The following is a 13856-nucleotide window of genomic DNA, read 5'->3' on the forward strand; positions in this document are numbered from 1 at the left end:
CCGGACCCGGGCGACCGAACTGGCCCCTGACTACAAGCTGCCCGTTGTGTTGGGTCCTGCGGGCGATTACGACGATGTGGCTTTTCGCGCTAAGCCGACGATTGAAGGCGTATTGTCCGGGGTCTGGTCTTTGAGCGAAGACGCAGAAGTCAATGCCGGTCAGTGGGCGAATTTGTCCGCGCTTTACGGGATTAATGCGTTTGCGTCTGTGCGCGCTGGCGCAACAGTGATGGCGACGGTGGATGCCGAGTCTGAGGCTGTGGATGGACAGCCGCTGTTTGCCTGGCAGCGGTATGGAGAGGGTTTGAGTGCTGCGCTGGGTACGGGCGAGACGTGGCAGTGGCAGATGATGCAGAATGTTGAAGATGCCGCTCATGAACGCTTCTGGCGGCAGTTGGCGCGTTTGCTGGCGATGCGGGTGCCAGAGCCTGTGACGATGATCGATAGCGGCGAGGATGTTGTGGTAGGGGATGTGCGCGATTTGAAGTTTGTGGTGCGCGATTCTCTTTTTGAACCCCGCGAAGGGCTGTCCGTTGATGTGCAGGTCGAGATACCGAATGGTGGGACGGTTAGATTGCCGATTTCTGAATCTATTGCTGAGGTGGGTGCGTATTCTGCGACTTTTGAGGCTACAGAAGCAGGATTGCACCGCGTAAGGCTCACGGCGCGAGATTCCGATGGCGCAGATGTTGGGCAGTTGGACGCGGCTGTGCTGGCGCGACCAGATCATCTCGAGTTTTTGTCTGCGCGTTATAATCCCGATTTTTTAAAACGCCTGTCTGCACATACGGGGGGCAAATTTATCGAGTTGGACGCGCTCGACGAATTGGCTGAGCAGATTCCCTATACCGATCAGGCTCATGCGCGATTGGATCGTTTTCCGTTGTGGCATTTTCCGCCTTTTTATATTCTACTCGTGTTGTTGCTTTGCGTTGAATGGTATTTGAGACGGAAGCGGGGGGAGCCATGAAATTATGGGTTTTCCCAATTTGGGTGTTGATGCTGGCACAGACAAATGCCGCTGTTTTTGATGTGATCATCAGCGGTAGTGGTGGAGAGGACGCGTATTCCGAGCGGTTTGATGATTGGGGGCAGCGTTTGCGCCGGGTGCTGATTGATCGATGCGAGCATCCCGCGGCAAATGTGCTATTGGTGAATGAGACGGGTGAGAATGCCGATGGTAATTCATCAATAAAAGGCATCCGCAATGTATTCCGCAGTTTGTCGGAGCGGATAACGTCGGGTGACGATGTGTTCATTTTTTTAATTGGTCACGGGAGCTATCGGCGCCAGGTTGGCAAGTTGAATATTCCGGGTGCGGATTTGACAGCGGAGGATCTGGATGGGTTTTTGAAGATATTATCTGCGCGGCGCATTATTGTGGTCAATGGCGCGTCGATGAGTGCGCCTTTTGTCAATGCTCTGAGTCGAGATGGGCGTATTATATGCGCGAGTACGCGCAGTACAGATCAGCGCAATGCCACGCAATTTATGCGTTTTTTCGTGCAGGCACTGGAGGATGGTAGTGCAGATCAAAATCGCGATGACCGCATTTCGGTTCTGGAGATTTGCACCCAGGCGTCTTCACTGACAGATGCCTGGTTTTTGAGTGAGGGGCTGATTGCGACAGAGAACGCGATTTTGGACGATAATGGCGATGGGTTGGGTACGCGTCTGTCCGATATCGACGCGGGCGATGGCATGTTGGCAGACCGTTGTTTTTTGCTCAATTTTCGCGTTCCCAAAGGCGCTTCGCCCGCGCTTGTCGCAGCTTATGGCAAGGCGATTGACGAGGTGCAGGCTCTGGTGAAGAAAAAAGCGACGATGGATTCTGCAGCCTATTACCAATTGTTGGAGCGCGGGTTGGTGAAGGCCGCGAAGTTGAATCGGGAAATTCGCAGTGAGAAATGAGACAGGGAGGTTTTTCATGTTGACTGACGAACAGGTGCAGCAGTTTCGAGAAGATGGGTATCTCGTTTTTGAAAGCCTGATTCAAGGCGAGCGATTGGCCTATTACAAGCAGGTGTTTGATGAACTGGTCGCAGAGGGGCGCAAACTGACCGGGGAGGTCCCGCACTGGACGCTCGAGTTGGACGAGCACGGTGACCCCCGGGCGGGTTTGTTGCACAAAATTCAGGGTGTTTGCGTGGTCGATGCCCGCGTGTTGGAACTGGCGCGTGAGCCGGTGATTTTAGACCGCGTGGCGGTATTGATTGGTGAAAATATCGATGTGTTTGGTACCAAGTTTTTTCCGAAGTTGCCCAATGGCGGTACGTCAACGGGGTGGCATCAGGATAATTTTTATTTTGGAACTGATACGGATCGCATTATCAGTTGCGGGATTTATCTGGAAGATTCAGATTTGGAGAATGGGTGTTTGCGGGTGGTGCCCGGTAGCCACCGGATGGGCGAGATTTTCGAGCACCAGAAAAATATAGGTAGGCACGGCCGTTGGACAGAGGTCGATGAATCGCAGGCTGTGGATCTGGTCATTCCCGCTGGTACGGTTGTTCTGTTTTCCGCCAATCTCCTGCACGGTGCTTATGATAACCACAGCAATCGCACGCGCTATAGCACGGCCTGGCATTATTTGCCGGAGGAACTCAATCCCGAAAAGTTTCTAAAGGGGATATACAAAGACCGGCATGTAGCGTGTAAGCATTGAGAGATAGTGCAATGGAGAATGAAAGGCGTGTGGCTGCTGGGGCGCTGCTGGATCTGGTGCAGGCGATTTTTGAGACGTGTGGGATGTGTGAAGGGGATGCACATCTGTTGGCGGATTCGCTGGTGGATGCAGATCTCGGCGGGGTGCATTCGCACGGGGTATTGCGCGTTCCCGAATACGTGAGGAAGTTGACGGTTGATGGCGTGGATCCAAATGGCAAACCCGAGGTGGTGAAGGATAATGGGGCGTGTCTGGTGGTGGATGGGGGCAATTCTATGGGGCAGATTGGGGCGGCGTTTGCGATGCAGCGGGTGATTGCTCGCGCTCGGGATATTGGTATAGCGGCCGCGGGGATTCGGGGCAGTAATCACTGTGGTGCCGTGGGGTATTTTGCGCGTATGGCGTTGGATTGCGATATGATTGGGATTGCGACGACCAATGCCCTGCCCACAATGGCTCCTTGGGGAGGTGCTGAGCGTATTCTGGGTATTAATCCCTTGAGTGTGGCGATTCCCGCGGGTAGGGAATTTCCCATTGTTTTTGACGCGGCGTTTTCTGGCTCTGCGCATGGGAAAATTCGCGTATATGAACAAAAAGGACTGACCCTGCCAGAAGGATGGGCTATGGATGCGGACGGGGTGCCGACGACCGATCCCGTAAAGGCGATAGATGGCCTGTTGATGCCGATTGGGCAATTTAAGGGTGTGGCACTGGCCATGGTGATGGGGATTTTGTCTTCTATGTTATCCGGCGCGAGCTATGGCACGGAATTGGGCAATATGGAAGATGGACCACAGGCAGGTGAAGATGGTCATTTTGTAGCGGCTATTCAGGTGGGTGCTTTTGAAGATGTGGCGAGATTCAAAGCGCGGGTTGACAAGGCGATTGAGCAGATTCATGCGTGCAAAAGGGCACCTGGGGTGGATCGGCTATTTGCCCCTGGTGAACCCGAAGCCCTGCGGCGGAATGCGTATCGCAAACAGGGCATACCGTTGAATGTCGTTACGTTAAATGATTTGAAGAAAACAGCAGAAGAACGAGGCCTGGCTTTTACGCTGGGCAGTTGATAGATTTTCCAAAAAGGAGACAAAGATGAGCAGGAAAGCTTTGATGGTATGGGGTGGTTGGCAAGGGCATGAGCCAAAGGAATGTGTGGATATTTTTGCGCCGTTGCTGGAAGCAGATGGGTTTGATGTGGATGTTCGCGATTCAATGGATGTTTATACGGATGCGGATTACATGTCGGAACTGAGCGTGGTTGTGCCTTGTTGGACGATGGGGAGTATTGAGAAAGAACAGGAGCAGGGGCTTCAAGGGGCGGTTAAGAGCGGTGTTGGACTGGCGGGGTGGCACGGTGGGATGTGCGATGCGTTTCGCAATAATACGGGCTATCAGTGGATGACGGGCGGGCAGTGGGTGTCGCATCCGGGTGGGGTGATCGATTATGAGGTCAATATTGTGCCGGAAAAAGCGGATGATCCGATTGTGGCGGGGCTGAGCGATTTTGCGATGCATTCCGAGCAGTATTATATGCATACCGATCCGGGTAATGAAGTGCTGGTGACGACGACTTTTGAGACCGATGTGGCCCCCTGGGTCAATGGTTGTGTGATGCCGGTGGTTTGGAAACGCATGTGGGGTTCAGGGCGGGTGTTTTACTCTTCTCTGGGGCACAAAGCCGTGGATTTTGATGTGCCAGAGGCAAAAGAGATCCAGCGGCGCGGTATTAACTGGGCTGCGCGTTGACCCCCCTTGACATTAGATATAAAGTACGGTATTTTAACGCTTCGCGGATTAAATTCAGCGTATTGGGTGCCGTGGCCAAGCGGTAAGGCAGAGGCCTGCAAAGCCTTTATCGGCGGTTCGAATCCGCCCGGCACCTCCAAAAATCAACCGGTCAATTTCGATGATGAGATTGACCGGTTATTTGTTTCGATTTTCTTGTCAACCGCGTTGAAATGCTTTAGATTGAGTTGGAAACAGTATCTGATATTTTGTAATGCAGGAGGGTAAGATGTCTGTGTCGATAGCGCGTTTACCGGATTGTCCAGAGGCCCTGGGCGATGGCCTGGTGGCGCAATTTCACCGGGATGGGTATCTCGCATTTGAAAATGTGTTGACTGCCGAAGAGGTCGAGGCCGCTCGGACAGCTTTGAGCGAGATCACGGGATGGCTGATGGACGAGGCACGCGCGGGACGGGCACGGGTTCGGGAAGAAAAACCCGGGACAAGGGGGAACTATGCTGGCGTTCAGGTGCAGGAATTGGATGGCGAGTTCGGTATCCACTTTGAGTCAAGTGTTGCAGACCCTCTTTCATTGGCAAATGCCGAAGCCGAGCTTAAATTTCGCAAGCTGCATGGGTATCATCAGGCGCATCCCACGTTTCGAGCTCTGGTCGAACATCCGCGTATCAAGGGATTTGTGGAACGCGTTCTGGAGCAGAAGGTGGTTTTGAAAAACGAGATGGCTCTTTCCAAGCCGCCGTTTATCGGATCGGAAAAGCCCTGGCATCAGGACAATGCCTATTTTGACTGGTTGCCTTTAGAGGCGGTTGCTACAGCGTGGATTACGCTGGACGACGCAACGGTGGAGAATGGGTGCATGCATGTGTTGCCCGGCAGACATAAGGGCGAGGCATTCAAACACGTACATACGATTGACTGTCAGATTGTGGAAGGTCGGTTGGATTATAGCGATGCGGTTCCACTGGAAATGAAGGCGGGAGGGGCGATGATCTTTTCGGCGATGCTACCCCATCAGACGCCTCCAAACCGCAGTCCGCACCGCCGCAGGGCACTGCAATTTCAGTATCGCGGAGAGAATACGCGGCAGGTTTCTCGGGAGGAATTTGGAAGAGTGTTTGCAGAGGTAGATGGAACGCCAGCCACCTGTGCGCTGGCCGAACGAGTGGATGGGTAAGTCCTGAAAGAAAGAAATTGTGCGTTTGACAAGCAGGATACCTTTACCTATTTTTTTTATACAGTGCCGAGGTGGTGGAATTGGTAGACACGAGGGACTTAAAATCCCTTGGGCTAATCGCCCGTACGGGTTCGAGTCCCGTCCTCGGCATTTTTTTATTGTACAATGCAAAAGCCCGGCAGATTGCCGGGCTTTTTTTGTGAGTGCTATTTGATTTTCATGGCCTGCACGGCTTTGATCACATCTTCGGGCGTGGGAATTGTGGCGTCTTCGAGGGGTTTGCTAAATGGTACGGGTACGTCCATTGCGCCGAGGCGGACGATGGGTGCGTCGATGTAGTCAAAGGCGCCGTTATAGACGATGGAGGCGATTTCCCCTGTGATACCAAAACTTTTATAGCCTTCGTCGATGATGACGGCTCGGGTGGTTTTGACTACGGATTCGATGAGGGTTTCTCTGTCGAGCGGAACGAGGGTGCGCGGGTCAACGACTTCGGCACTTATGCCCTGTTCGGCAAGGGCGTCGGCAGCTTCGAGGGCGACGTGAACCATGCTCGATGTGGCGATGAGGCTGACATCGTCGCCTTCGCGTTTGATGTGCGCCTGTCCAAAGGGTATGGTGTAGTCTTCTTCTGTGGGTACCATGCCTTTGAGGGCGTACATCATTTTGTCCTCGTAAATGACGACGGGGTTGTCGTCTCTAACAGCGGTTTTGAAGAGGCCCTTGGCGTCGGCGGGTGTGGAGGGAATGGCGACTTTGAGGCCGGGGATGTGCGCGAGCCAGGCGTGCAAGCTTTGCGAATGCTGCGCGGCAGAGGAACGTCCCGCGCCCATTGTGGAGCGGATGGTGATGGGCACGATGGCCTGACCACCGGACATGTAGCGCAGTTTGGCGGCCTGGTTTACGATCTGGTCCATTGCCAGGGTGATGAAGTCGCCAAACATGATATCGACAATGGGGCGCGAGCCGGTAAGTGCAGCACCAACGCCAAGGCCTACGAGACCCGCTTCTGCAATGGGCGTGTCGATGACGCGGTCGTCGCCAAATTCGTCGTGCAAACCGAGGAGGACTTTGAATACGGTGCCCGCTTTGCCGACGTCTTCGCCCATGAGAAAGACTGTGGGATCGCGGCGCATTTCTTCGGCCATGGCTTCTTTGACGGCTTCGCCATAAGTCAGTTCACGCATAGACATGTTGATGGACCTCCTCGACATCGGGATAAGGCGCGGCTTTGGCAGCTTCGAGCGCGTTTTCCATTTCTTTTTCGACTTCGCGCTCTTCTGCATCGAGTTCGGCTCCAGAGGCGATGTTGTCGTCCAGGATTTTTGTGCGGAGTTGCTGGATGGGGTCTTTGGCCATCCAGGATTCGATTTCTTCTTTTGTGCGATAGCCTTCTCCGGGATCGCCCACGTGGTGCCCGCGATAGCGGTACGTGTCGCATTCGATGAGTGTGGCGCCGTCGCCCTTTCTGGCGCGTTCGACGGCCTGGGCAGTGGCTTCGTACACGGCAATGGCGTCGCTGCCATCTACGGTTGTGCTGGGAATGCCGAAGGGAAGGGAGCGATCCGCGATGCTTTTGCCCGCGGTGACGTTTCCGGTGGGTGTGTATTCGCCGTAGTGGTTGTTTTCGCAGACGTAGATGACCGGGAGTTTCCATATTGCGGCGAAGTTCATGACTTCGAAGAAGATGCCCTGATTGGAGGCACCGTCGCCAAAGAAGCAGACGGCAACCTGGTCGGTGCCGCGTTTTTGGGCTGAGAGTGCCGCGCCTGTGGCGATGCCAAATCCGCCGCCGACAATGCCATTTGCGCCGAGGATGCCAACGGACATGTCGGCGATGTGCATGGAGCCGCCTTTGCCGCGGCAGTGGCCCGTGACGCGGCCCATCACTTCGGCCATCATGGCTTCGAGGTTCCCGCCTTTGGCAACGCAGTGCCCGTGCCCGCGGTGGGTGCTGGTGATGAAGTCGTCGTCGCGCAGTGCAGCGCAAACGCCCACGGCAACGGCTTCTTCGCCGATGTAGAGGTGCGCGAGTCCGTGCATGAGGCCGCCGGTATAGACTTCCCATATTTGTTCTTCAAAACGGCGGATGCGGAGCATGGCGCGGTACATTTTGATCAGGATTTCAGAGGGTAGGGACATAAAGGCTCCTTTTTACAACCAGCTTTCCAATTTGTTTGTGTCTTCCAGATTTTGTTTTAGTGCCTGTAAAAATTGAGCGGCGACCACGCCATCGACGAGGCGGTGGTCGGCGGAGAGTGTGACTTCTGCAATTTGGCGAACGGCAATGGTCATGGTGTCGCCAATGGGGACAACGCGAGCGATGGCTGCGCCGACAGCTAAGATGGCGGCTTCGGGGGGATTGACGATGGCAGTGAAGGATGTGATGCCGTACATCCCCAGATTTGAGATGGTGAAGGTGGCACTGGCATCGCCGCGCATTTTGCCCTGTCTGGCTTCTTCGACGCGCTGGCCGCGTTCGTCGGCGAGATCGGTCAGGAATGCCCGGTCGGCATTTGGGATGACCGGGACGACGAGGCCGTCATCGGTGCCAACGGCAAGGCCGATGTTGACAGTGTCGTGTACGATAACGGCGGTATCTCCGTCAAGGCTGGCGTTGAGTGCCGGGTATTGGGTGAGGGCATCGGCGGCAGCTTTGACAAAGAGGTCGGTGACAGAGAGCTTGATGGCGTCGGTTTCTGCGAGGTTTTTGCGCCAGATTTCCGCGTCGGTCATGTCGATTTCAGTGGCGACGTAGAAGTGCGGAATGGTGCTTTTGCTGTAGGCCATGGTTCTGCCAATGGCCTGACGCATGCGCGATAGTGTGGTGGAGGATGGTGCCGCGGATGCCGCGAGTTCGACATCGGCGAGTACGATGCGGCCACCGGGACCCGTGCCTGGGATGTTGGCGAGGTCAATGTTGAGTTCGCGGGCGCGGCGGCGGGCAGCAGGAGATCTTTTGATGCGCTGGGTAGGGGCTTCCAGCGCGGGTTCTCGCTCTGCTGTGTCCGCTATCTGGCGCGGTTCCTCTGTGGGGGCGTCAGTGCTGGCAGGTGTCAGGTCTTCAATGGCTTCGTCGGCTTCGTCGGTGATGATGGCGATGACCGAGAGCACTGGCACTTCTTCACCGTTTTGGGCGACGAGTTTGCGGATGTAACCGCTTTCGGGCGATTCGTATTCAAAGAGGGCTTTGTCCGTTTCCAGGTCGAGGAGGATGTCGCCCTTGTTGACGTGGTCGCCTTCATTGACGCGCCATTCAACGACGGTGCCGTTGTCTTGCTGAAGCCCGTATTTGGGCATGATGATGGTTTTTGTCATGATCTATCTTTCCAAAATCACGGCGGCAGGGCTTCGCTACCTCTCGCACGTCCCTGTGCGTCTTGTTGTACGAGAAAAGTCGTGAGTTTGTGGATGAGTTGGTCGCGCGTGTCGGACATATTGGCGTCAAACCAGAGGTTGTTCATTTCGTTGGGGTCTGTTTCCATGTCAAAGAGTTCGCCTGGACAATCGTCGGGTCCGGGTTGTGGCGCGTGGTAAATGCTGAGTTTGTAGCGGTTTTCTCGCCACATGGTGATGTGCAATTCCGGGTTGTGATAGCCCCCCCGCGTGGTACTCGAGTTGCGGTGCATGCAGACGGCATAGCCGCGTTGTTGCAAGGCGTTGGTGTCCAGGAGGTCGCAGGCATCGGGCATGAGGTCGGGGTGTTCGCATCCGGCGACGGCGAGTGCGGTTGCGGCAATGTCGTGGAGTTGGCAGGGCGAGTCGATGATTTGACCGCCGGATGTGTCTGGTGCGCGGATGATCATGGGCACCCGTGTGCAGGCGTCGTACATGTACGCGCCTTTGACGGTGAGGCCGTGGTCGCCGAGCATGTCGCCGTGGTCGCTGGCAAAGATGACGATGGTGTTGTCCGCAAAATTTGTATCGTTGAGTGTTTGCAAGACGCGCCCGATTTGTTCGTCGATGAGGGTGATGGCCGCGTGGTAGCCGATGCGGCTTTCGCGCAGGGTGTCCGTTGAGGGGAAAGATCGCCCGTTGTGCTCTCGCCTGTGTGCAATTGGACGATGGTCAAAGGATTCATCTACGGCAAAGGGTTCGGGCAGGGCATCGATGTCGAGGTAGTCGGCGTATTCTTTGGGATAATTCGTATAGGGACTGTGCGGATCAAAGACGCTCATGCAACAGAAGAAGGGCTGGTGTGTGCCCTGCATGCGATGGAGATAGTCGATGGTGCGGTCGGCGGCCCAGGTGGTGAAGTGGGCTTCGGCGCGCACATGGCCGATGCTGTTGCCGTCGCGTTTCCAGCGCTGGAGAATGTCGGGATGGTGTACTGCAAGCCAGCGGAAGTACGCGGTGTCGCATCCCCGATACCCATTGGGGTCAGGTGCCCATTCATAGGTGTTGAAGCCGTCGAAGCGGTGGCGGTATTGCATTTCCCACATGTGACCGGCAACGTGGAGTTTGCCAAAGAGCGCGGTGTCGTAGCCGGCTTCGCGCAGATGATAGGGAAAGAGGATTTCGTCCTGGGGTAGAACATCGTGCAGGCGATAGACGCCGTGACCGGGCAGGTGTTTACCGGTCCAGAGGCTGGCGCGACTGGGCGTGCATATCGGGTTGTTGACATAGCACTGGTCGTAGCGCGTGCCTTCACTGGCGAGGCGGTCGAGGTTGGGGGTGTGTACGCCGCTTACACCGCAACAACCGAGCGAGTCCCAGCGCTGTTGATCGGTCAGGATGAGGAGGATGTTGTAGGGCATGATTGAATTTTTGATTTATCTATGTAACACCTGATTCTGTGCGCGCATTGTCGAGTGCACTGAAGCATTGTTCGGCGACGGGCCAGGGGTCGTAGTCGGGTTGTCTCCAGATTTGCGCGGTGACTTCGACGGTGATTGGGACGGTGATGCCTGCGGCTGCGACGGCTTTGAAGTAGGCGACGAGGTCGAAGTCGCCTTCGCCGGGCAGGAGATAGCGCACCTGTCCGTTGACGCGATGACCGTCTTTGATGTGGGTGGAGACGGTGTAAGGGGCGCACAGGTCAACGCTCGGCTGGAGGTCGATACCGTCAACGTAAAAGTGGCTCATGTCGAAATTTACTTTGACGTTGTCGTGATTGGTTTGCCGCATGAGCCAATCGACTTTTTGGGGTGTGTCGAGCGGGTGGCCCGCATGGGGTTCGGTTGCGAGGATGACGTTGTGTTTGGCTGCGCGGTCGCCCAATTCGAGGAGTTGATCGCAATAGGTGTGTTTGACTTCGTCCCAGGTGCCGTGCAGTCCGCCGAGTGTACTGACGATGATGCCGGGGGCATCGCCGAAGGCGAGGTCGCTGGCGAGGATACAGGCGGCGTCAAATTTTTCGAGGATGGCCGGGCGTTCATCTCCCTGTGTGCAGATGGGCATCAAGGCCATGGTGACAGGGGATTCAAAGCCGAGGTCCTGGATGGTTGTGGCGAGTGTTTCGCGGGAAGGAGTGTCGAGTTTGTGCGGGGCGGTGGGCCAGTCGTCCCCCGTGTTGATTTCGAGGGCTTCGTAACCTATATCTCGCAGGCGCGGGAGTGCGTCGAAGATGTTTTCCGTTTGCATTGCATAAGTGCCGTATCCGATTTTCACGATTTATCTCCTCAGTTGATAATTAACAATTCCATGCTAATGTGATATTGCGCGAAACACAACCGAATTTCCAATCAGTCGATGTTGCGTCGGTTTACGTGCTGGTCGTACATGGCCAACTGCTGTTCGTATTTCCAGGCGTGATAATCTGCGGTGTCTCGATTGGGTTCAATGACTTCGCCTGCGTGACACATTGCGCCCATGGCTTCCTGGATTGATGTATAGGCACCTGCGGCGACGGCACCGAGGATTGCGGATCCCAGTAATACGGCTTCGGGTTCTTTGGGTAGATGAATGGGACGCTGTGTGGCGTCGGCGTGTTCGCGTATCCACAGTTCGTTTTTTGTGCCGCCCCCACACGCATTGATCTGCTCGATTGCGTAGCCTTGTTTTTCCATTTCGTCGATGATATTGCGCGTGCCATAAGCTACTGCCTGGATGGTTGCGTGATAAATTTGCGCCAGTGTATTGTAGGACATATCCAGGGTCAAGCCATCCATCATTCCCCGTGCGTTGGGGTCGGCTTTGGGAGAGCGGTTGCCGTGGTGGTCGGGCAAAATATGCAGCCGTTCTGTCCAATCTGAGCGCACGCCTTTTGCGGCGATGTACGCGTTGAGTTCTGCGTACACGGCATTGATTTCTTTTCCGGTGAGTACATGCCAGTAGTGATCTTCTTCTTTGACCATGCCAAATCGCTCGATGGTGTGGTCCAATAACGCGCCCGTTGCACTCTGTCCGCCTTCGCTGAGCCACAAATCCGGTAGCATCGCTCCGAAGTAAGGTCCCCACACGCCGGGGATAAATCGCGCGTCTTTTGACACGGCCATGTGGCACGACGAGGTGCCGCCGATCAATGCCAAAATCGGTTCGCTGACCCCAACGCCAATGCCCCCTGCATGTGCATCGATAATGCCGACACCTACGGCGGTTTGCGTTGTCAATCCCATCAAATCGGCGGCTTCTGCACTCAGTGTGCCCGCATTTTCGCCCATGGGTGCGACATCTTCTGTCATTTTTCCGTTGTCGAATAAATCGCCCAGGCCAATGGCGTCAAAGAAGGTGCGATCCCAGCGCGATTCATGGCCCAGATAGGTCCATTTGCATACGTTGGTACATAAACTGCGGCGGTCGGTTCCCGTTGCTTTGTACACCATAAAATCCGCCAGGTCAAAAAATTTGCCCGCTTTTTGCCATGTTTCGGGCAGGTTTTCTTTGATCCACAATAGTTTTGGCGGTTCTTGCTCGGGCGACATCGTGCCTCCGACGTATTGCAACACATCATATCCACCCGCATTGATGCGATTTACCTGATCTATTGCGCGGTGATCGCGCCATACGATGATGTTGCGTTCGGTTTCGCCCGTTTCAGATACGGTCAGGGGGTGTCCAGCAGTATCCAGGACGACGAGAGAACAGGTTGCGTCAAAGCTGATGCCGATTATGGCATCGGAAGAGAGGCCAGCTTGGGCGATGGCCTGGCGAACGACTTTTCCGGTTTCTGCCCAGATGTTTTCCGAGGATTGTTCGTAGAAATCGGGTTTGGGATTAAATTCCAGGATGGGTGACGATGCTGTGCCCAACATCGTGCCATCCAGGTCGAATACGCCTGCCCGCACACTGCCCGTGCCCACATCGACTCCGATTACTGCTCGATCACTCATCGCGTACCTCAGTTGAGAGAAAGAAAAGCCCCGGAGGACCGGGGCTAATTGGAAGAGAACAGAAGCGTCCCATCACCACGAAATTTTGGCAACCCACCCCGATGTGGCATCGCAATACAAGAATCCACCGTCGCAGATGGACAAGCCGTGTGGTTCGGGATGAGGTTCGGGTACTTCTATGCGATCGAGTTCTGCATTTGTCGCCAGATCGAGATTTACAATGACCCGATCACCTGTATGAACGACCCAGATCGAATCTTCTTCCATTCGCACCACGCCGTGTGCGCGATGCAAGGGCAGTTTTAATGTGCGGATGACGGACCAATCTGCAATGCGCATCTGCGTAATGGTCTGTTCTTTCAAGGTGGTCAGCCACAATGTGCCCGGTTCAATTGCGTCGTATTCCACGCCGTGCGTGCCGCCGCCCGTGGGCAGTGCCCAGCGGCCCTGTGTTTCTCCGTTACAGGGATCTACGCGCAATATTTCACCCTGGGGCGCATCGGTCTTGCGCGGTATCCGCCAGCGTTGCCCCGGCCCATTTGCCGCCAACCACAATGATCCATCGCCCGCAGCCATGCCACTGGTGTTTGAGGATTCCGATGGGATGTCTCTCAATAGGCGGCGATTGCCGTAATAATCGTCTATACCCTCTTCCATGCTCATCAATGCCACCCTATCCGTCACCTGATCTACAATCCACAAGCCTTCGCCAGTGAGTTGCAATCCGTTTGGCACGCCATAAGGCGCTCGAAATTGATTCTCTATTTTGACTTTCATATATCCTCCTATAATGCGAAGAAATTACGCGGGAACTGGAAAATCGGGTTTGCCGTAAACCACGTTGTGAAATACCTGCCAGAAGGATTCGCCTTTGCACCGAATCGTAAAATCATCTACGCGCTCAACCCCTTCTGGTACGGAAAGGCGACCGGGTTCAGGGCGCGTGACTTCCATGATCACAGGGGGTTCGGCGACGAGAGGTTCGATATTTTCGACGATC

Annotated in this window: 14 protein-coding genes and 2 tRNA genes; 8 read left to right on the plus strand and 8 right to left on the minus strand. The window is 55.2% G+C overall.

Annotated elements, in window-relative coordinates; all coding sequences use genetic code 11:
- The 8 genes from OXH16_09225 to OXH16_09260 all read left to right on the plus strand — a co-directional run.
- Positions 1 to 970, plus strand: a 970-nt coding sequence (locus tag OXH16_09225) for a hypothetical protein (protein ID MCY3681568.1), incomplete at its 5' end; no start/stop codon positions are given.
- Complete coding sequence (locus OXH16_09230; GenBank protein ID MCY3681569.1) at positions 967 to 1911, plus strand: hypothetical protein; 945 nt, start codon at positions 967 to 969, stop codon at positions 1909 to 1911. The genes OXH16_09225 and OXH16_09230, both read left to right, overlap by 4 nt.
- Positions 1912 to 1927: 16 nt before the next feature.
- A complete protein-coding gene (locus tag OXH16_09235; protein MCY3681570.1) occupies positions 1928 to 2665 on the plus strand; it encodes a phytanoyl-CoA dioxygenase family protein in 738 nt (245 codons plus the stop codon).
- An 11-nt stretch (positions 2666 to 2676) separates the two neighbouring features.
- Positions 2677 to 3732 carry an Ldh family oxidoreductase gene (locus tag OXH16_09240; GenBank protein ID MCY3681571.1) on the plus strand — a complete coding sequence of 352 codons (1056 nt, stop codon included), beginning with the start codon at positions 2677 to 2679 and terminating at the stop codon, positions 3730 to 3732.
- 25 nt (positions 3733 to 3757) lie between these two features.
- Positions 3758 to 4411, plus strand: coding sequence for a ThuA domain-containing protein (locus OXH16_09245; GenBank protein ID MCY3681572.1), 654 nt, complete (start codon positions 3758 to 3760; stop codon positions 4409 to 4411).
- Positions 4412 to 4476: 65 nt separating this feature from the next.
- Positions 4477 to 4550: transfer RNA gene (locus tag OXH16_09250), tRNA-Cys, on the plus strand.
- Positions 4551 to 4679: 129 nt separating this feature from the next.
- Complete coding sequence (locus OXH16_09255) at positions 4680 to 5585, plus strand: phytanoyl-CoA dioxygenase family protein (protein ID MCY3681573.1); 906 nt, start codon at positions 4680 to 4682, stop codon at positions 5583 to 5585.
- A gap of 65 nt (positions 5586 to 5650) precedes the next feature.
- A tRNA-Leu gene (locus OXH16_09260) sits at positions 5651 to 5735 on the plus strand.
- Between the two features lie 56 nt (positions 5736 to 5791).
- On the opposite strand, the gene OXH16_09265 is transcribed toward OXH16_09260, so the two are convergent.
- From OXH16_09265 to OXH16_09300, 8 genes are all read right to left on the minus strand, one after another.
- Entirely contained in the window at positions 5792 to 6772 is a 981-nt protein-coding gene (locus OXH16_09265; protein ID MCY3681574.1) for an alpha-ketoacid dehydrogenase subunit beta, read from the minus strand.
- Positions 6765 to 7727, minus strand: a complete 963-nt coding sequence (locus OXH16_09270) for a thiamine pyrophosphate-dependent dehydrogenase E1 component subunit alpha (GenBank protein MCY3681575.1) — start codon at positions 7725 to 7727, stop codon at positions 6765 to 6767. The genes OXH16_09265 and OXH16_09270 overlap by 8 nt, the downstream gene beginning before the upstream one ends.
- A 12-nt stretch (positions 7728 to 7739) precedes the next feature.
- Positions 7740 to 8903: a dihydrolipoamide acetyltransferase family protein gene (locus OXH16_09275; protein ID MCY3681576.1), complete on the minus strand. Its 1164-nt coding sequence runs from the start codon at positions 8901 to 8903 to the stop codon at positions 7740 to 7742.
- Between the two features lie 17 nt (positions 8904 to 8920).
- A complete protein-coding gene (locus tag OXH16_09280) occupies positions 8921 to 10342 on the minus strand; it encodes a sulfatase-like hydrolase/transferase (GenBank protein MCY3681577.1) in 1422 nt (473 codons plus the stop codon).
- 19 nt (positions 10343 to 10361) lie between these two features.
- The gene (locus OXH16_09285) at positions 10362 to 11195 is read right to left on the minus strand and encodes a sugar phosphate isomerase/epimerase (GenBank protein MCY3681578.1); all 834 of its coding nucleotides are present in this window, start codon (positions 11193 to 11195) and stop codon (positions 10362 to 10364) included.
- Between the two features lie 74 nt (positions 11196 to 11269).
- Positions 11270 to 12856 carry an FGGY-family carbohydrate kinase gene (locus OXH16_09290; protein ID MCY3681579.1) on the minus strand — a complete coding sequence of 529 codons (1587 nt, stop codon included), beginning with the start codon at positions 12854 to 12856 and terminating at the stop codon, positions 11270 to 11272.
- A gap of 72 nt (positions 12857 to 12928) precedes the next feature.
- Positions 12929 to 13633: a hypothetical protein gene (locus OXH16_09295; protein MCY3681580.1), complete on the minus strand. Its 705-nt coding sequence runs from the start codon at positions 13631 to 13633 to the stop codon at positions 12929 to 12931.
- A 24-nt stretch (positions 13634 to 13657) separates the two neighbouring features.
- The coding region (locus tag OXH16_09300; GenBank protein ID MCY3681581.1) for a hypothetical protein at positions 13658 to 13856 on the minus strand (199 nt) is incomplete at its 5' end.

This window comes from Gemmatimonadota bacterium, from assembly GCA_026705765.1.
GTDB lineage: Bacteria > Latescibacterota > UBA2968 > UBA2968 > UBA2968 > VXRD01.

Excerpts from the sequence above, each read along its gene's own strand:
- OXH16_09275 (MCY3681576.1), bottom strand. The coding sequence starts at position 8,903 with ATGACAAAAACCATCATCATGCCCAAATACGGGCTTCAGCAAGACAAC.
- OXH16_09290 (MCY3681579.1), bottom strand. The coding sequence starts at position 12,856 with ATGAGTGATCGAGCAGTAATCGGAGTCGATGTGGGCACGGGCAGTGTG.
- OXH16_09270 (MCY3681575.1), bottom strand. The coding sequence starts at position 7,727 with ATGTCCCTACCCTCTGAAATCCTGATCAAAATGTACCGCGCCATGCTC.
- OXH16_09280 (MCY3681577.1), bottom strand. The coding sequence starts at position 10,342 with ATGCCCTACAACATCCTCCTCATCCTGACCGATCAACAGCGCTGGGAC.
- OXH16_09235 (MCY3681570.1), top strand. The coding sequence starts at position 1,928 with ATGTTGACTGACGAACAGGTGCAGCAGTTTCGAGAAGATGGGTATCTC.
- OXH16_09230 (MCY3681569.1), top strand. The coding sequence starts at position 967 with ATGAAATTATGGGTTTTCCCAATTTGGGTGTTGATGCTGGCACAGACA.
- OXH16_09255 (MCY3681573.1), top strand. The coding sequence starts at position 4,680 with ATGTCTGTGTCGATAGCGCGTTTACCGGATTGTCCAGAGGCCCTGGGC.
- OXH16_09265 (MCY3681574.1), bottom strand. The coding sequence starts at position 6,772 with ATGCGTGAACTGACTTATGGCGAAGCCGTCAAAGAAGCCATGGCCGAA.
- OXH16_09245 (MCY3681572.1), top strand. The coding sequence starts at position 3,758 with ATGAGCAGGAAAGCTTTGATGGTATGGGGTGGTTGGCAAGGGCATGAG.
- OXH16_09295 (MCY3681580.1), bottom strand. The coding sequence starts at position 13,633 with ATGAAAGTCAAAATAGAGAATCAATTTCGAGCGCCTTATGGCGTGCCA.
- OXH16_09240 (MCY3681571.1), top strand. The coding sequence starts at position 2,677 with ATGGAGAATGAAAGGCGTGTGGCTGCTGGGGCGCTGCTGGATCTGGTG.